A 17987-nucleotide genomic window follows, 5' to 3' on the forward strand; every position below is an offset into this window, starting at 1 on the left:
GCTCGCGAAGGCGGTGGATCAATCAACATTTAAGTCGACTGACCGTCCGCTTTCGCGAGCAAGCCCGCTCCCACAGGGTTTTGCGTTTAGATGTTGAGCAGTTGCAGGCGCTGACGAATTGAAGATTCAATCCCGGCTTCATCCAGCCCGCACTCGGCCAGCATCTGCGCAGGCTTGGCGTGTTCGACGTAGCTGTCCGGCAAACCCAGGTGCAGCATCGACTTGAGGATGTTTTCCCGGGCGAGGAACTCGCTGACTGCGCCACCGGCGCCGCCCATGATCGCGTTCTCTTCGATGGTTACCAGCAACTCGTGGCTGCCGGCAATTTCGCGAACCAGTGCTTCGTCCAGCGGTTTGACGAAGCGCATGTCGACCACAGTCGCATCCAGCGTCTCGGCGACTTTCAGCGCTTCGGCCAGTTGCACGCCGAATACCAGAAGGGCGACTTTGCTACCCTGACGGCGAACCACGCCCTTGCCGATTTCAATCGGTTGCAGGTCCTTCTCGATTACCGCGTTCGGGCCATTGCCACGCGGGTAGCGCACTGCCGCCGGGCCGTTGTACAGGTGACCGGTGGTGAGCATTTTGCGCAGTTCGTTTTCGTCGCTCGGGGTCATCACCAGCATGCCAGGGATGCAGCGCAGGAACGAGAGGTCGAAACTGCCGGCGTGGGTCGGGCCGTCTTCGCCCACCAGACCTGCGCGGTCGATGGCGAACAACACGTCGAGGTTCTGCACCGCCACATCATGCACAAGCTGGTCGTAGCCGCGTTGCAGGAAGGTCGAATAGATCGCCACCACCGGTTTCGCGCCTTCGCAGGCCATGCCGGCGGCGAACGTTACGGCGTGCTGCTCGGCAATCGCCACGTCGAAGTAGCGCAGCGGGAAACGCTCGCTGAACGCCACCAGGTCGGAGCCTTCCTTCATCGCCGGGGTGATCCCGACAAGGCGTGGATCAGCGGCGGCCATGTCGCACAGCCATTCGCCGAACACGCCGGAATACTTAGGCCCGCTGGCTTTCTTCGGTGCCGCTGCCGGGGCGTTCAGCGGTTCGAGTTTGGTGATGGCGTGGTAACCGATCGGGTCGACTTCCGCCGGGGCGAAGCCTTTGCCTTTCTTGGTGACGACGTGCAGGAACTGCGGGCCTTTCAGATCGCGCATGTTGCGCAGGGTGGCGATCAGGGTCGGCAGGTCGTGGCCATCAATCGGGCCGATGTAGTTCCAGCCCAGCTCTTCGAACAGGGTGCCCGGAACCAGCATGCCTTTGGCGTATTCTTCAGTACGACGGGCGATTTCCCAGGCGCCGGGCAGGCGCGACAGGACCTTTTTGCTGCCTTCACGCATGCTGGCGTAAGTACGGCTGGAAAGGATTTTCGCCAGGTAATTGGACAGGCCACCGACGTTGCGCGAGATCGACATGTCGTTGTCGTTCAGGATCACCAACATGTTGGCGTTGACTTCCGGCGCGTGGTTCAGCGCCTCGAACGCCATGCCGGCGGTCAGCGCGCCGTCGCCGATCACGGCGATCGCCTTGCGATCACTGTTCTGCAGGCGGGCGGCAATCGCCATGCCCAGCGCTGCACTGATCGAGGTGCTGGAGTGGCCGACGCCAAAGGTGTCGTACTCGCTCTCGGAACGACGCGGGAAGGCAGCGATGCCGTCCTTTTGGCGCAGGGTGCCCATGCGCTCGCGACGGCCGGTGAGGATTTTGTGCGGATAAGCCTGATGACCCACGTCCCACACCAGCCGGTCGTCCGGGGTGTCGAAGACGTAATGCAATGCGATAGTCAGCTCGATGACGCCCAGGCCGGCCCCGAAATGCCCGCCGGTCTGACCGACCGTGTAGAGCAATTCCAGGCGCAACTCATCAGCCAGGGTTTCCAGCTCGGCTTCGCCCAGCCGGCGCAGGCCGTCCGGCGTATTGGCGCGGTCGAGCAAGGGCGTGGTCGGGCGCTTGCGGGGAATCTCATGAAACGTCGTGGGCATCAGGCGAATCGTTATAGGTATAGAAGAGGCGGCAGTTTACCTGATGCATCGCCCCCTGCCCACGCGTTGCTTTTAAGTTGGCGGATCCGCTGTCAGCTGCGGCGCTCGACGATATAGCGGGCCAGGTCGCGCAACGGCTCGGCAGCCGCGTCAAACGGTCGCAGCGCATGCAAGGCTTGATCACGCAGTTCCAGGGCGTAGGCCTTGGCGGCGTCGAGACCGAGCAGGGCCGGGTAGGTCGGCTTGTCCCGGGCGATATCCGCGCCCTGGCGTTTGCCGAGGGTCTCAGTATCGCTTTCAACGTCCAGAATGTCGTCCTGGACCTGGAACGCCAGGCCGATGGCCAGTGCATAAGTCTGCAAGGACTTGAGTTCGTCTTTCTCGGCACGACCACTGGCCAGGGCACCGAGTTTGACGCTGACTTCAATCAGTGCGCCGGTCTTGTGCCGGTGCATGTATTCGAGGGCTTTTTGATCAAGCTTCAGACCCACCGAGCCGAGGTCGATGGCTTGACCGCCGACCATACCCGCCGGGCCTGCCGCCAACGCCAGGGCGCTGAGCATTTGCAAGCTGATTTGCGCATCGATTGTGCTCAGGCGCGGGTCGAGCAGGGCGCTGAAAGCCAAGCTCTGCAAACCATCGCCGGCAAGGATCGCGCAGGCTTCATCGAATTTTTTGTGAGTGGTTGGCTGGCCGCGACGCAGATCGTCGTCGTCCATGGCTGGCAAATCGTCATGCACCAGCGAATAGGCATGGATCAGTTCCACCGCACAGGCTGCGCCGTTGGCTTGCTCAGCCTTGCCGCCCAGCGCTTCGCACGCGGCGTAAGCCAGCAGCGGGCGCACACGCTTGCCGCCATTCATCACGCTGTAGCGCATGGCTTCATAGAGGCGCGCGAGTTCCGGGCCTGGTGCGGTGAACAGGGTGTCCAGCGCCGCGTTGACCCGGGCCTGGCTGGTCGCCGAATACGCTTCAATCATTCTGGCTGATCCGCTTCGAAGGGTTCCTCGGCCAACTCGCCATCACGCTCGAGCAGCACTTGAACCTTTTGCTCAGCCTGGGCCAGCGCTGCCTGGCAATCGCGGGTCAGACCGATGCCTTGCTCGAAAGCCGTCAGCGAGTCTTCCAGCGACAACTCGCCGTTCTCCAGTCGCTCGACCAGCGTTTGCAGGTCAGCGAGGGATTGTTCGAAATCCAGTGCAGCTTTTTGCGGGCCATGGCGGCTATTTCCGGTTGACGTTAAACCGGCGCGACACTAGCAGACATGGGGGTATGGGCAAATGAACAGGGTATTTGCGCCAGCGGATTTGTAGCCGCTGGCGAAGCCTGCGTTCGGCTGCGCAGCAGTCGTCAATCCTGCTTGCACGGTATGCCTGATGACCGCGGGTTCTGGTTTTACGACTGCTTCGCAGCCGAACGCAGGCTTCGCCAGCTGCTACAGATTGCATTACGGCTCGACTCAGCGGTTATTCGGCTCATTTTGTGAGCCGAATACGGCTGCTATTCGGCTCACACCCAACAATCACCGTGATTCCCACCACAAATAAAGATGTATCTGATTGTTAAAAAATCGCCAAATCGCTAACCTTCGCACCTTCTACGACCCAATAGTCACGGGTCTTTCTGACGAAACGCAGTTTTTGGATCTGTAACGCGCCGAGGATCGGGTGCAAGGTTTCGTTATGCATGGCAGGAGGCGTTACATGCGTTGTTTTCTTTCACTGCTGATGCTGCTGGCCTGGGCCGGCGCTGCCCGGGCCGAGCCAACGGCCGAGTTATCGGAACCGGTGGGCGGCTGGCGTTATAACGGCTTGCTCGATCGTAGTGAAAACCCTCAAGTCGCCTATCCCACACCGCCCATCGACCGGGGCATGCAGCGCAATCGCACGATGATCGAAGGCCAACTCAAGGCCATCGGCACCCAGCGCGGGCCGCACACGCTGGCGGTTAACGGCAATCCGCTGAATCTATACACCGACGACGAAGGGCGTTTCGCCCGGCCGTATGCGTTTGGCGCTGGCTCCAACAGCGTCGAAGTGCGCAGCGCCGAGGGCAAATCTCTCAAGCGCGTTCAATTCTATGAAGCCAACAACCTGCGCACGCCGGCGCGGATTCGCGTGGTGTTGGGCTGGGACGATCCAAAAGCCGAACTCGACCTGCACATCATTACCCCCGACGGCCAGCATGCGTTCTTCGCCCACACGGCGCTGACCAACGGCGGCGGCCTGGACCCGGACGGCGTCGATGGCCCCGGTCCGGAAATGTTCACCATGACCGCGCCGATGCATGGCACCTATCTGGTTTATGTGAACTATTGGGGCAACTTCGGCAGCGAAGGCTATAACTTCGATGAGAACAGTAACCAGAACGAGGTCATTACCTCGCAGATCAACCTGGTGCTCAACGAAAACACCGTCGATGAAAAACGCGAGACATTCATCGTGCCCCTGCGGGCCATCGGTGACCTGTTGCTGGTCAAGACTTTCAACTATTAAGCATCCCGCTCCACGGATGAATTGCTGAGCTTTGGGAACATGAGCGTGAACATGAGCGATAACACGATTTCCCCCGCCATTCCCCCGGCCGCTGACGCACCGGTTGCCAAATCTTCCCGACGCTGGCCGGCCGTGTTGGTCGGGCTGTGCCTGGTCGCTGGCGTGGCGGGCGGGTTGGGCTGGTTCATGCACAAACCCAAGGTGCCGCTGGCGGCGTTGGCCAGCGACAAACTGGGCATGAGCCGCCCGGACGGTCTGCTGGAAACCAGTTCCCTGAGCCAATTGCCCAAGGACTTGCTGGCCGTGCCGTTCCTCAAGGAAACCCTGACTGAAGATTTCGTCTTCTATTACGAAGCCCATGTCGACCGTCTCGGCCTGATCGGCAGCTTGCGACGGATCATTTACGAACATGACCTGAAGTTGCAGGACAGCCTGATCGAGCAGCTCTTCGATCAGCCGGCCGATGTGGCGCTGTGGCGTGGGGCGGATGGTCGCCTGAAAGACTTTTGTTGGTGATGGATCGTGGTGGTCTGGCCAAGGTGCTGGAGCCGCTGGCGAAAGTGGCGTTGGACGATACGCAACTGAGCAAAGTCGGCGCTGTGAAAGTCGGCGCCGATGAGGTGGCGCTCTATCAACTGACCTACAACGCCACCAAGGCGCTGCTGTTCGCTTCCCATGGCGACAAACTGGTGGTGTTGTCCAACCCGGCCAAACTCTACGACCCGCAAAGCGGCACCGCCGAAGAGTCGGGCAGCGTTTCGACCAACGCCATCGCCGCGCTGCTCAACGGCGACAAACTGTTCCCTGAAGCTTTCGGCCTGCAACCCCGCGCGCCTGAGGTGAAGCAACGGCTGTCGGTCAATTCCAGCGTTCTGGCCATGGGTTATCAGCGCTTTATCCCGAACTTTGCCGGCCTGCGTTTCGACATGGACGACAAGGGCTGGCACAGCTTCCTCGCCATGGACGAGCTGGACAACCAGCCGGACTTCGATTTCAAACCGATCTGGCAAGCCATGCCGATGGGCGCCAGCGCCTGCGTCGCCTTGCCGCTGGCCGCTGAACAGCAGAAACCGCTGCTGGTAAAACTCGGCGCCGAAGAAAAAGTCGCCGCGGCCCTGACTGAACACGTGGCCGGTGCTGCTGGCCTGTGCTGGTACGCCGACTCACGGTTGTACACACCGCTGCTGGTGGCCAGCCTGAACGACAAGGACAGCGCCAAGCTCGACGGCGACCTGGGCAATCTGTTCGGCTCGATGGTTGGCGCCTATGAAGGCAAGGTCGATGAACACGCGTTCCCGGTGGTCGAGAAGCAGGAAGGTGAAACCCATCAGTGGCAGCGTCAGGTCAGTTCCAACTTCGGCCCGTACGCGGCCAAGGATGCCGAGAACCCGGACGCGATCACCGGCAAGGCGTTCATGAAAGTCAGCCTGGCCCGTCACGGTTCGACGCTGCTGTTCTCCCTCGACGACAAACTGGTCGATAAGGCCCTCGGCACCCTCGACAAGCGCTTCCCGCCACTGGCCGACGTGTTGCCCAAAGACCTGCTGATGCCGGTCTACTTCGGCCCGGACTCCATGGCGCAGCTGATGCAACAGGAAACCCTCGACAGCCTGCCGCAGGACATGGAACCGGTGTTCTACAACGCCGCGCAAACCTACCTGATCCCGAAACTGCGCAAGCTCGGCGGCTACGGCAAATATGCGCTGACCTTGCCCAAGGGGAGTGAGCCGGATGGCCACTGGCAGTGGTTGCCGCTGGAATGGAAAGCCCTGTGACAGCACTTATCCGAGGCCTCGGCCTGCTGGCGATGCTGCTCGGCAGTCGGGCATTTGCCAATGAGGCGCCGCCACTGGACGTGCAGCAATCCCAGGTGTTTCGCGCCTGGTTCGTGCGCATCGCCCAGGAGCAACTGACCCAAGGCCCGAGCCCGCGCTGGTATCAGCAGGACTGCGCTGGCCTGGTGCGCTTCGCCGCCAACGAAGCGCTGAAAGTCCATGACGACAAATGGCTGCGCAGCAATGGCCTGTCCAACCGTTACCTGCCGCCGGAACTGCCATTGAGCGAGGCCCAGCGCGGTCTCGCCCAGCAATGGCAGCAGGGCGGCGGCAAGGTCGGGCCGTACGTCAATGCGATCAAATTGATTCAGTTCAACAGCCATCTGGTCGGTCGAGACGTGGCGCTGGCCCGGCCCGGCGACCTGATGTTTTTCGATCAGGGCGACGACCAGCACCTGATGATCTGGATGGGGCGCTACATCGCCTATCACACCGGCACCACCACCCCCACTGACAACGGCATGCGATCCGCGAGCCTGCAGCAACTCATGACATGGAAGGACACCCGATGGATACCCGACGCAGCCAACCCCAACTTCATCGGCGTCTATCGACTGAACTTTCTCTCCCAATGATCGGTGCCCGCATGCTGCGCATTTGCTCTCGACTCTCGTTATTGCCGGCCCTGCTGCTGGCCATGTTGGTGCCTTTGGCCACGGTCAACGCCGAAGACAGCGTCGAGCCAAGCGGCTACACGCCAGTGGCCGGTGAAAGCTTTTTCCTGCTGGCCGACAGCAGTTTCGCCAGCGACGAACAGGCGATGGTGCGCCTCGAAGCGCCGGGCCGCGACTATCGCCGGTTCCGCATGGAGCCATACGGCGGCGCCGACATTCGCGTCTATCGCATCGACAAGCCGCTGGATTTCCTCAAGCGCCAGAAGAACCTGCATCGCGTGGTCAGCGACGGCCAGTTCAAGGGTGAAGGCCTGTCGAACACCCTCGCGTACCTGTGGGACAACTGGTACCGCAAATCCCGTCGCGTGATGCAACGGGCGTTTTCCTACGAGTCCCGTCAACAAGTCACCGAAGAAGTGCCTGAGCTGAAGATGGGCACCGCGATCTCCGCGCCAACGCCCTACGACGCTCAGCCGCAATTCGCGCTGATTCCGGGCCTGCCGGTGGTCAGTCAATTTCGTTATCCGCTGTGGGAAGCCAAACCGATCCAGCCGCCCGCCGGCGTCAACCTGGCCGGTTCTTCCAGTGAATTCGTCAGCGTTGCACCGGGCAACGTGTACATCCCGTTGGGCCACTTGAAGCCGGGTCTGTATCTGGTGGAAGCGCTGATCGGCAAGTACCGCGCGACCACCATGGTCTTCGTCTCCAACACCGTGGCCGTGAGCAAGATTGCCGGTGATGAACTGGTGGTCTGGGCTGCGCGCAAACACGAAGGCAGTTCGGTGCCTAAGGTCAACGTGCTGTGGACCGATGGCCTGGGTGTGATGAGCAGCGGCGCCACCGACACCGATGGTTTGCTGCGTTTGAAACACGTCAGCCCTGAGCGTTCGTTCGTGATTGGCGAGGACGAAGAGGGCGGGGTGTTTGTCTCCGAGAATTTCTATTACGACAGCGAAATCTACGACACCAAACTCTATGCCTTCACTGACCGGCCGCTGTACCGGCCGGGGATTGGGTATCGCTGAAGATCGTGGGTCGCGAGTTCAAGAACGCCCGGGACTCCGTGGCGCCGACCGCTGCCGACGTCAACGTGACCGTGCTCGATGCCACAGGCTTGGCGCTGCAATCGCTGGCGCTGAAGCTCGATTCCAAGTCGGGTACTCAAGGTCGTTTCCAGTTGCCGGATAACGCGGTGGCGGGCGGTTATGAACTGCGTTTCAGCTACAAGGATCAGGCCTACAGCAGTGCCTTCCGTGTCGCCGAATACATCAAGCCGCACTTTGAGATTTCGCTGAACCTGGCCAAACAGGATTACCGCACCGGCGAACCGGTGAAGGGCAGTCTGGTGCTGTTGTACCCGGACGGCAAACCGGTGGCTGACGCCAAGTTGACCCTGAGCCTGCGCGCCCAGCAATTGTCGATGGTCGATAACGAGCTGCAATACCTCGGGCAATTCCCGATCGAGCTGACCAGCACCGAACTGACCACCGATGCCAAAGGCAACGCGACCCTCGACCTGCCGGCCGCCGACAAACCGAGCCGCTACATGCTCACCGTGTTCGCCAGCGATGGCGCGGCGTATCGGGTCAAGACCACCAAGGAAATCCTTATCGACCGTGGCGCCGCCAGCTTCCGCTTGAGCGCACCGCAGCGCTTCAGCGCGGTGGGCGACAAGGTTGCGTTCAGCTACGCCAACGAAGGTGGCAGCGAGCAAAGCAAAGGCGTCACCCCGAGCAGCTACAGCTGGGTCCGTCTGGAAGACCAGACCACTGGCGACGGCAAACTCTCTGCGAAAGACCAAGGTTTCAGCCTGGCCTTCGACCGTCCGGGCACTTATAACCTGACGTTGAAGGATGACCACGGTCGTGTGGTGGGTGCCACCGGTCATTCGGTCACCGGCGATGGCGTCAAAGCTGTGCCGGGCACCGTGGAAATCGTCCTCGACAAACCCGAGTACAAGGCCGGCGACGAAGCTCTCGCATTGATCACGTTCCCGGAACCGGTCAGCGATGCGCTGCTGTCGCTGGAGCGGGACAAGGTCGAGGCCACGGCGTTGCTGTCCAAGGGCGGCGACTGGCTGAAGATGGAAAAACTCAGCGAAACCCAATACCGCGCGCGGATCCCGGTGAAAGATACCTTCGCGCCGAACCTGACCTTCTCCGTGCTCTACACCAAGGGCGGTCAGTACAGTTTCCAGAACGCCGGCATCAAGGTGGTTTCGCCGCAAATTGACGTGGCGATTGCCACCGATAAAGAGGCGTATCAGCCGGGCGATACGGTGTCGGTTGACCTGACTACCCAGTTCGCCGGCAAGCCAATCCCGGCGCACCTGACAGTCAGCGTCGTCGACGAAATGATCTACGCGCTGCAACCGGAAGTCGCGCCGACCATCGACCAGTTCTTCTACCACCCGCGCCGCAACAACGTGCGCACCAGCGCCAGCCTGTCGTTCATCAGCTACGACGTGGCCTTGCCGGGCAGCCCAGGCGCGCCGGGCAAAGCCAACCGCAGCGAGCGTGGGGTGAAAGTGCTGGAGCGGCCGCGTCGTGAAGACGTCGACACTGCCGCATGGCAGCCAGAATTGGTGACCGACGCCAACGGTAAAACCCGTTTCACCTTCAAGATGCCGGACTCGCTGACCCGCTGGCGCATCACCGCCTGGGCCATCGCCGATGACGGTCAGGTTGGGCAGAAGAAGCAATTCGTGCGTTCGGAAAAACCGCTGTACCTGAAGTGGAGCGGCCCGACCAAATTCCGTACCGGCGACAAACCGGATCTCGGTGTGTTCGCCTTCAGCCAGGCCGAGAAACCGGTCAAGGCTGAGCTGGTGATTCAATACGGCGGCGCCGATCAGCGGGTGCCGGTGACCCTGAACAACGGCATCAACTACATCGCGTTGCCAGCGTTTGCATTGACCAGTGGTGACTGGACTGCTGAGTTGGTGCAAGACGGCAAAACCGCCGACGCCCTGGCCGTGCGCCTGACCGCGACCGGTGAAGGTTGGCAGGTCACTCAAAGCCAAGTCCTCGACGCGGCCACCGGTGATACACCGCTGACGTTGCCGGCCGACGCGAGTGATATTCGCCTGCGCCTGGATGACAGTGCGCAAGCGCTGTTCCGTTCGGCACTCGATGATTTGCTGAGCTATCCGTACGGCGGCGTTGAGCAGACGGCCAGCCGTTTGCTGCCGCTGAGCATTGCCTATCCATCGCTGTCGTCGAACCCACAGGTTCGTGACCGCTTGCGCCTGATCATGCAAAACAGCCGTCTGCGCCTGGTACAAATGGCCGGTCCGTCGGCGAGCTTCACCTGGTGGGGCCAGGACGGTGAGCCGGATGCATTTCTCACCGCTTACGCCTATTACGCCGACTGGTACGCCAGCAAAGCGCTGGAACTGAGCTTGCCGCCGGAACATTGGCAGCAGGTGTTGGAGGTTTATTCCAAGCAGGCCAAAAACACACCGCTGTTGCAGCGGGCGCTGATCCTGTCGTTCGCCAGGCAGATGCAATTGCCGGTGAACACCTTGCTCAGCGGTTTGCTGGATGACCTGGCGAAGGCCGGCGACGGTAACGCGGCGAACCTGATGGAGGATGGCGAAGACAGCATCGTGATGAGCGATCCGGATTCGGCGCTGGGGTTGGCGGCGGCGCGTGCGTTGAGCGCTTCATTGGCCAAGCAGTCCAAGGTGACACTGCCGGATGCCTTCAATCGTCAATTGCCGGATGCGCAGCAACGATTGGCCGTCAGTTCGCAGCCATTTGCCGAAGCGTTGAACCTGTCGCTGCAAACCTTCGATCAGACTCACGCGCAAGCGCTGTTGCAACGTCTGTTACCGCAGCAATCGACCCTGGAACGCGCCTTGGCGTTGACCTGGTTGCAACGCAGCATCGAGCAAGCCTCGCCGACCATCGCCCTGGCGCCGGGTGAAGGCTGGAAGAAACGCTACGGTGATACCGGTGAGATGTACTGGACATGGCAGGGGCCTGCGCCGGTGCCGGCGGTGTTGTCGCTGACCGGGACCCAGGAACGCCCGCTGCGTGCCGCGCTGAGCTACCAGACCCGGCAGCCGGCCATCGACCCGATGGCCGTGACCATCACCCGTCGCTTGTCGCGTCTGGTGCCGGGTGACGAAGCGTTCGAATTCAAGCTCGAAGCGGTCGGCACCAAGCCGTTGTCCAGCGACAGCCTGTACCTGGACGAAGTGATCATCACCAGCAAAGCCGCGAAGCCGCTGCGCTACGGCATGATCGAAGTGCCGCTGCCACCGGGCGCCGATGTCGAGCGCACCACCTGGGGCATCAAGTTGATGGGCAAGGCCGGCACCGAACCGACGGCGCTGGAGAAGGCGCGTTTCGAGCCGGGGCAAATGGCTTACGCGATTCCGGTGGATGCCTTGAGCGGTGAATTGCGCGTGCGGCATCTGGTGCGCTTCTCGCAAAAAGGCCAGTTCAACCTGCCGCCGGTACGGTTCACCCAGATCTACGCGCCACAGCACCAGGCCCAGGAACAGAAACCGGCGCTTGGCCAGGTCACGGTCAACTGACATGACCCGGCCTCTGGTCTGGTTGCTGCTGTGTTTGATCCCTGCGCTGGCAACGGCGCAGGACGAACCGCTGCGGCTGGGCTTCAAGGGTGAGTTACTGTCGTTGAGCCGGACGCAATTGATCTCCCGTGAACCGTTGCCTTCAGATCTGCAGACGCCGTTAGGGAGTTTGTGGAAGTTGTTTGTCTACGGTTGGCTGGTGGATACCGGCGCCCATGAATCACCCTATGAATGTCGCGGGCAATCGAAGGAAGAAGTTTATTGCTGCACCGCTGGCGGCAAGATTGGCCGTGATCAGGCGTTGGTGAAGTCGTGCGGGTTGTACTTTGAGCCTGCGCGGCTTGGCATTGTTGAAGCTGATTGGCGTACGTATTGGCAGGCTCGTCAGGCGCCGGAATGGTTGCTGAACTTACCGTCGTTGCAGCCTTCCACCCGAGTTTCAGTCGCTGAATTGCTTAAGGTGCTGGCCGGGCTGCCGGCGCAGGATCAGGCGCGGCGGGTGTTGCTGGACGTGGTATTGAATGCCGCTGACGGCAACGTCGTGGGTGAACTTGGCGGCCGGTTACGGGTGAAAACCTGGAGCTGGTTGGGCGATCAGGATCCTACGTCGCGTCAGGGCGGGTTCGCCGGTTGGACAGTGGATGGCACGCCGATCTGGGCCGGTGGGCGCGGGACCAGTCAGATGGTGCTGCGCAATTACGGTGACGCGTTGGCTTCGGTGTTGCCGGTGGATTGGCCAGCGGATGCGGGGCGTTGTGTCGAGGTGGGGCTGTTTTCACGTTATCCGATCAGCCGTGTTTTGGCGGGGGATCGGGTTGCTGACTCCGGGCCGTTGCAGGGCGACTATCGCGTCGAATTCGCCAGCGGCAATCAACTGGAGATCCACAGCGACGGCGAGTTGTTTTTGCTGGGCGAAAAACTGGTTGCCCGCCTGGACCGCGAAGAATACGTCGCCCGCGTCCTGCAACGAGAAGCCAAGTCCGAACCTGTTGAGGCCGCCAAAGCACTGGCCATCGCAATCAGAACCTACCTGCTGCAAAACGCCACCCGCAACGGCGACTGCCTGAGCATCGACGACAGCAGCAGCCGCCAGCGCGTCGCCCCACGCCCGGCCACCGCCGAATCGCGCAACATCGCGGCGTGGACCAGCGACCTGGTCCTGGCCGGCAGCACCGTGACCTATCACTCCGACCAACCCGGCCCGGACAAACTCTCCTGGCAGCAAGCCGTCGAACAAGCCAACGCCGGCCAACGCTACGACGCCATCCTGCTGCACGCCTACCCGCGCGCCAGCCTCAGCCGCTGGGACAACCCGGTCGCCTCCTGCGAAGCGCTGCCCGCCGCCCAAGACTGGTTGTTAAACCAACGCCGCGGCTGGCGCCAACGCCTCGAAAACGAAGTCGGCTACAACGAAGTCAGCACCTTCGCCGTCTGCCGCCTCGCCTTCGGCCGTCCTTTTGTCGACCGCGAACGCCAACGCATCTACGTGCGCGGCGTGCAGTCACTGCAAGACCGCCTCGACCTGACCCACGAATACCTGCACCTGGCCTTCGAAGCACACCCGAACGGCCAGGATGAAACCTACATCGAAGGGCTCGCCCGTCACCTCTTGCTGGAATAGGCCATGAAACTCCGTTATCCACAGGTCTTCCTGTTCCTCTGCTCCTTCTGTGCACTGCCGCCGACCTTCGCCGCCGACGCCGACGCCGACGCCGACGCCGTCACCGTCACCCTCGACACTCCCGTTGGCGGCTGGCGCACCGGCGCAGTTGAAGGCGAAGGTGAAAACTACCGCCAGACCGTCAACTACCCGGCCTCCTCGGTGAACACACCGGTCGGCCAGGCCAACACCGCACGCATCAGCGGTCAGATCAAAGCCACACCCAAGTCGGCTGAGCCTGGCCGATTGATCGTCAACGGCATCAGCATGCCGCTGAAAATCGACGCCGCCGGACGCTTTGATCGGCCGTACTCGTTTCCGAATGGCAGCAACAGTGTTGAAGTTCGTAGTCCGGATGGGCAGCAGCGGCATCGCACGCAGTTTCTCCACGCCAGCGGCGGGGCGACACCGGCCAAATTGCGGGTGTTGTTGTCGTGGGACAGCGACAACACGGATCTGGATTTGCACCTTGTGACGCCGGATGGCGCGCATATTTGGTACGGCGATCGCGTGGCTCCCAACGGCGCGGCGCTGGATGTTGACGTGACCACGGGCTACGGCCCGGAAATTTTCTCCATGCCGGCGCCGATCAAAGGTCAATATTTGATCTATGTGAACTACTTTGGTGGCGGGTATCGCAGTGATGAGGACGGGCAGGCGGATGCGGTTCAGCCGCTGACGACTGCGCAGGTGACGGTGATTACGGAGGAAGGGACGCCGAATGAAAAGATGGAGACGTTTGTGGTGCCGATGCGGGCGGTGGGGGAGTTGACGTTGGTCAGGTCGTTTAGTTATCCGTGAGTGGTGAAAAGTCGCATTACTTACGCGGCTTTCAAATTGTGCAAGGGGTTGCTGCACAATTGCTTGAGTGAAGGTAGACAGAATGGCTTAGCAGGCTGCTGACCAATTTCGGAGTGTTCAGGCGTCGTCTAATTTCGCGGCTGAACAGTCGAGATTATCCAGGCAGACCTTTACTCGCTGAGGTGCTACAAGCCGTTCCCTGACCACCGCTATAAGCACCTCATCTTCTTCGATGAACGTCTTTTGTTTTACGGGTGAGTGCTGACTTGAGCTTTCTTCGCCTGAGGGATTGGTGGGGGGCTATTTTGAGCTACCTCCGATAGTGACTTTTTTCCAGACATTAAAAAGCCGGCTTGTGGCCGGCTTCTCGGGGACTGGCTTGGTTCATTTTTGGTAAACCGCGCCAGCCTTCAAAACGTACACCCGGATCTTGCGTCCGGCTGTGGGACTTGGCGAGATAGTGATCTGCCTTGTCGGTGCGATCAGCGCCGCGGGGCGGGGTGATGCGCAAATGTGGGGCGCAGCATACTGATTTTTTTGGGGAATTCCCAGTGGGAAGTGCCGGGTAGAGCGATCTGGGCTGTGTTGGGGTCTGCAACGATTCATCGGTCGGCATTGGTGGTGCCGGGTTGATTACCAGGATCGCAGCCTTCGGCAGCTCCTACGAGGGCCTGCGCTTTGTAGGAGCTGCCGAAGGCTGCGATCTTTTAGCGCTTAAAGGAACGGCACCGGCGGCCGTCGCTTGTTCAGGGTTGACCACCAGAACACCCAGCCGATTACCCGGATGTTCTGCTCTTCGATTTGCTCGGCCCGGAAGATTTCATCCGGGTATTCAGCCTTGTTGTGACTGCGCAACCGCAACGCATTCCCCGGCATGCGATGCAGGTATTTGATTCGCAGCATTCCGTCGTGCTCGATCGCATAGATCTCCCCATCAATTATCTGGGTCAGCCCGCGATCGATGGCCAGGGTTGAGCCGTCTTCTATCTTTTCGCCCATGCTGTTGCCGATCATACGGGTGCAGATGGCGTCGCTGGGGTTGATTTCCAGGGTGTCGAGGTGGCTGCGGGGCAGGCGGATGGATTGCTCGGGGTCTTCGATGACGTGGGTTTTGTTGGAACCGTTGGCTTTGAGGGTTTCTTTGTAAAAAGGCAGTTCAACGTCGACGGGTTCAATGACGGTGTAGATACCGCGAATGGCCTGGGCGTCGAAGGTGTTTCCGGACTCATCGAGCACACGCAGGATCGAGGCGTCTCTTGGACCTTCGCCGGTTATCAGCCAATGGCTGTGGACGGACAGTATTCTCGCCACCTCTTCCATGCGGTAGGCGGGCACACCTCGGGTGTACCAGTTGTGGATGTTCTGGGCTCCGGTGTCCCAGAAAGCGGCGAATCCCGTTGTCGTGATCTTCGCCTCTTCCAGGAGTGCTTTGAATCGTGGACCGCTCGTGTTCTTTTTCATGAACGCGAGTTTACTTGTCTGGAATAGGGGTTTGAATAAACAACCTGTTCAAATTACGCGGGAATTTTAAGACCGGATGTAAGACGTTTTTCTTGAAAATTAAACAAGAAAAACCAAATTCAAGATTTACTAAACATCGTGTTTAAAGGCATTTGTCAACGCCCACAAAAAACCCCGGATCAACCGGGGTTTTTTCAAGTCATCACAGGCGCGAGGCCCATGGCGTCTTAGCCTTTATAGGCAGCAACGGACTTCATGATCTCGGTGCGAGCGGCTTCTGCGTCGCCCCAACCTTCGATCTTCACCCATTTGCCTTTTTCGAGGTCTTTGTAGTTCGCGAAGAAGTGCTCGATCTGCTGAATCAGCAGCGGTGGCAGGTCGCTGCATTCTTTCACGTCGACGTACAGCTGGGACAGCTTGTCGTGTGGGACTGCGATGACTTTGGCATCGCCGCCGCCGTCGTCGGTCATGTGCAGGATGCCGACTGGGCGGGCACGGATGACCGAACCTGGCGCAACCGGGTAAGGGGTCACAACCAGCACGTCGAGGGGATCACCGTCGTCAGCCAGGGTGTTAGGGATGAAACCGTAGTTGGCCGGGTAGAACATCGGGGTGGCCATGAAACGGTCAACGAACAGGCAATCGCTGTCTTTGTCGATTTCGTATTTGATCGGCGCGTGGTTGGCCGGAATCTCGATCGCGACGTAGATGTCGTTCGGCAGGTCTTTGCCAGCCGGAATCTTGCTGTAGCTCATTGGGCGGTGCCCCCGTTAGTTGACCAAAAACACTTGGCCGGATTGACAAAAAAGTGGCGGCGATTATAGGCATATTCCGCCACCGTTGCTATGTGCCAGAGGTCGTGTAGACCTTAGTCGTGTGCCTGATAGACCGGGTCATGCGCCTGAAGTTGCCGCAACCTGTCCAAAGGATCCTGCCGATAGAAAAGCTTCAGCTGCTGGTAAACCTGTGGATAAGCCTCGTGCAGCAAATCCGGGGCGCTGAAGAAGTATTCGCTGGTGACGGCGAAGAACTCCGCCGGGCTCTCGGCGGCGTAGGGGTCGATGACCGTTTCGGTGTCCGGATTGCGCTCCAGTTGCCGGTTAAGGTCGTCGTAGGCCTGTTGCATGACCTTGGCCCAGTCGCTGACGCGCATGTCCGGGTGCAGCGGCGGCAGGCCGTTGGCATCGCCGTTGAGCATGTCGAGCTTGTGCGCCAGTTCGTGGATCACCAGGTTGTAGCCTTCCCAGTCGCCGCTGGCCATGACGCCGGGCCAGGCGAGGATGATCGGACCTTGCTGCCAGGCTTCACCGCTGTGTTCGCCGTTCCATTCGTGTTCGACGCCGCTGGCATCGCGATGGCGCTGGGGGCTGAGGAAGTCGTCAGGGTAGAGGACGATTTCGTGGAAGCCCTGATACCAGTTCAAATCGCCGAGGTTCAGCAGCGGCAATTGCGCCTGGGCGGCGAGCAGCAGGCGTTGCTCCTGGTGGAGTTCGACGCCGGGCAGGGCGGTCAGGTGTTTTTCATCGAGGAACAGCACGCAGGCTTCGCGCAACCACTGGTCTTCGGCGGCGCTGAGGCCGTCAAGGAAGCTCAAGTGATGGCGCACCCGCTGCCACATGTCGTCGGCAATCGGGTGCTTGGCCAAGGTGCGCCGGCGACGCCAGGCGCTCAGGGACCACATGGACGGTCAGCGGGTTTCGGCTTTGGAGCTCGAACCGCCCAGGCGACTGCGCACGATACCGATGATCATCGGTACCAGCGACAGCAGGATGATGCCCACCACCAGCAGCGACAGGTTTTTCTTGATGAACGGTACGTTGCCGAAGAAGTAACCGAGGGTCACCAGGCCGCCGACCCACAGGATCGTGCCGAGCACGCTGAAGCCGAAGAAGCGTGGGTAAGGCATTTTCGCCACGCCGGCGACGAACGGTGCAAAGGTACGAATGATCGGCAGGAAGCGCGCCAGGGTTACGGTTTTGCCGCCGTGCTTGTCGTAGAAGTCGTGGGTTTGTTGCAGGTAGTCGCGACGGAAAATTTTCGAGTTCGGGTTGCTGAAGAGCTTCTCGCCCGCCGTTCGTCCGACCACGTAGTTGGTACTGTCACCGAGGATCGCCGCCAGCATCAGCAGGCCGCCCAGCAATACCGGATCCATGCCGCCGCCGGCCGCAACGGCGCCGGCGATGAAAAGCAGGGAGTCGCCCGGCAGGAATGGCATCACCACCAGGCCGGTTTCGCAGAAGATCACCAGAAACAGGATGGCGTAGATCCATGGACCGTAATTGGTTACCAGCATGTCGAGGTACACATCGAGATGCAGGATTAAGTCGATCGGGTTGAAATCCATGGGGGGCACCTGTGGTGATGGTCCGACTCAGCAGACCTGTGCGGATGACTTCGTGTAAGGCTACATGCGGGTGTAGTTTTTCTTACAAGCCGGGAAGCTCGGGATTATACGGGGGGGAAAGTGAAAAGCGCGTCGAGATTGTAGCGGGGGATGTCGGTGGAACGATGAAGGGTATGGAACGCTTTTGTGGGAGCGAGCCTGCTCGCGATAGCATCGCCTCGGTATGACTGAAATACCGAGGTGTCTGAA

General features: G+C 60.5%; 11 protein-coding genes and 2 pseudogenes. 6 read left to right on the top strand and 7 right to left on the bottom strand.

Annotation, left to right across the window (positions count from 1 at the left end; translation table 11 throughout):
* Positions 1 to 86: 86 nt before the first annotated feature.
* From dxs to JFV26_RS09855, 3 genes are all read right to left on the bottom strand, one after another.
* Positions 87 to 1985 carry a 1-deoxy-D-xylulose-5-phosphate synthase gene (gene dxs, locus JFV26_RS09845; RefSeq protein WP_201191862.1) on the bottom strand — a complete coding sequence of 633 codons (1899 nt, stop codon included), beginning with the start codon at positions 1983 to 1985 and terminating at the stop codon, positions 87 to 89.
* A gap of 92 nt (positions 1986 to 2077) precedes the next feature.
* Positions 2078 to 2965, bottom strand: coding sequence for a polyprenyl synthetase family protein (locus tag JFV26_RS09850; protein ID WP_201191864.1), 888 nt, complete (start codon positions 2963 to 2965; stop codon positions 2078 to 2080).
* On the bottom strand, positions 2962 to 3183 hold the full coding sequence (locus JFV26_RS09855) for an exodeoxyribonuclease VII small subunit (protein WP_201192007.1): 222 nt from the start codon (positions 3181 to 3183) through the stop codon (positions 2962 to 2964). The genes JFV26_RS09850 and JFV26_RS09855 overlap by 4 nt, the downstream gene beginning before the upstream one ends.
* 505 nt (positions 3184 to 3688) lie before the next feature.
* Between JFV26_RS09855 and JFV26_RS09860 the strand changes: the two genes are divergently transcribed.
* The 6 genes and pseudogenes from JFV26_RS09860 (at position 3689) to JFV26_RS09885 (ending at position 13933) form a co-directional block, all read left to right on the top strand.
* Positions 3689 to 4480 (top strand): YfaP family protein, encoded by a 792-nt coding sequence (locus tag JFV26_RS09860; protein ID WP_201191866.1) that lies wholly within the window; start codon positions 3689 to 3691, stop codon positions 4478 to 4480.
* Positions 4481 to 4531: 51 nt separating this feature from the next.
* A pseudogene (locus JFV26_RS09865) lies at positions 4532 to 6255 on the top strand (DUF2138 domain-containing protein).
* Positions 6240 to 6890, top strand: coding sequence for a DUF1175 family protein (locus tag JFV26_RS09870; protein WP_201191868.1), 651 nt, complete (start codon positions 6240 to 6242; stop codon positions 6888 to 6890). Before JFV26_RS09865 ends, JFV26_RS09870 begins: the two are co-directional and overlap by 16 nt.
* Positions 6887 to 11472: pseudogene (locus JFV26_RS09875) on the top strand (alpha-2-macroglobulin family protein). Before JFV26_RS09870 ends, JFV26_RS09875 begins: the two are co-directional and overlap by 4 nt.
* Before the next feature lies 1 nt (position 11473).
* Positions 11474 to 13093, top strand: a complete 1620-nt coding sequence (locus tag JFV26_RS09880) for a DUF2300 domain-containing protein (protein WP_201191870.1) — start codon at positions 11474 to 11476, stop codon at positions 13091 to 13093.
* 3 nt (positions 13094 to 13096) lie between these two features.
* The gene (locus JFV26_RS09885; protein ID WP_201191872.1) at positions 13097 to 13933 is read left to right on the top strand and encodes a YfaP family protein; all 837 of its coding nucleotides are present in this window, start codon (positions 13097 to 13099) and stop codon (positions 13931 to 13933) included.
* Between the two features lie 714 nt (positions 13934 to 14647).
* Here JFV26_RS09885 and JFV26_RS09890 read toward each other — a convergent pair.
* From JFV26_RS09890 to JFV26_RS09905, 4 genes are all read right to left on the bottom strand, one after another.
* Positions 14648 to 15394 carry a S24 family peptidase gene (locus JFV26_RS09890; RefSeq protein ID WP_201191874.1) on the bottom strand — a complete coding sequence of 249 codons (747 nt, stop codon included), beginning with the start codon at positions 15392 to 15394 and terminating at the stop codon, positions 14648 to 14650.
* A 227-nt stretch (positions 15395 to 15621) separates the two neighbouring features.
* A complete protein-coding gene (gene ppa, locus JFV26_RS09895; protein ID WP_046047374.1) occupies positions 15622 to 16149 on the bottom strand; it encodes an inorganic diphosphatase in 528 nt (175 codons plus the stop codon).
* Between the two features lie 113 nt (positions 16150 to 16262).
* Positions 16263 to 17075, bottom strand: coding sequence for a M90 family metallopeptidase (locus tag JFV26_RS09900; RefSeq protein ID WP_201191876.1), 813 nt, complete (start codon positions 17073 to 17075; stop codon positions 16263 to 16265).
* A 6-nt stretch (positions 17076 to 17081) separates the two neighbouring features.
* Positions 17082 to 17738, bottom strand: coding sequence for a DedA family protein (locus JFV26_RS09905; protein WP_201191878.1), 657 nt, complete (start codon positions 17736 to 17738; stop codon positions 17082 to 17084).
* Positions 17739 to 17987: the final 249 nt, after the last annotated feature.

This window comes from Pseudomonas sp. TH31, from assembly GCF_016650815.1.
Taxonomy (GTDB): domain Bacteria; phylum Pseudomonadota; class Gammaproteobacteria; order Pseudomonadales; family Pseudomonadaceae; genus Aquipseudomonas.

Bases quoted from the DNA above. Each gene is read 5' to 3' on its own strand.
- dxs (WP_201191862.1), bottom strand. From the start codon at position 1,985: ATGCCCACGACGTTTCATGAGATTCCCCGCAAGCGCCCGACCACGCCC.
- JFV26_RS09900 (WP_201191876.1), bottom strand. From the start codon at position 17,075: ATGTGGTCCCTGAGCGCCTGGCGTCGCCGGCGCACCTTGGCCAAGCAC.
- JFV26_RS09880 (WP_201191870.1), top strand. From the start codon at position 11,474: ATGACCCGGCCTCTGGTCTGGTTGCTGCTGTGTTTGATCCCTGCGCTG.
- ppa (WP_046047374.1), bottom strand. From the start codon at position 16,149: ATGAGCTACAGCAAGATTCCGGCTGGCAAAGACCTGCCGAACGACATC.
- JFV26_RS09885 (WP_201191872.1), top strand. From the start codon at position 13,097: ATGAAACTCCGTTATCCACAGGTCTTCCTGTTCCTCTGCTCCTTCTGT.
- JFV26_RS09870 (WP_201191868.1), top strand. From the start codon at position 6,240: ATGGAAAGCCCTGTGACAGCACTTATCCGAGGCCTCGGCCTGCTGGCG.
- JFV26_RS09850 (WP_201191864.1), bottom strand. From the start codon at position 2,965: ATGATTGAAGCGTATTCGGCGACCAGCCAGGCCCGGGTCAACGCGGCG.
- JFV26_RS09860 (WP_201191866.1), top strand. From the start codon at position 3,689: ATGCGTTGTTTTCTTTCACTGCTGATGCTGCTGGCCTGGGCCGGCGCT.
- JFV26_RS09890 (WP_201191874.1), bottom strand. From the start codon at position 15,394: ATGAAAAAGAACACGAGCGGTCCACGATTCAAAGCACTCCTGGAAGAG.
- JFV26_RS09905 (WP_201191878.1), bottom strand. From the start codon at position 17,738: ATGGATTTCAACCCGATCGACTTAATCCTGCATCTCGATGTGTACCTC.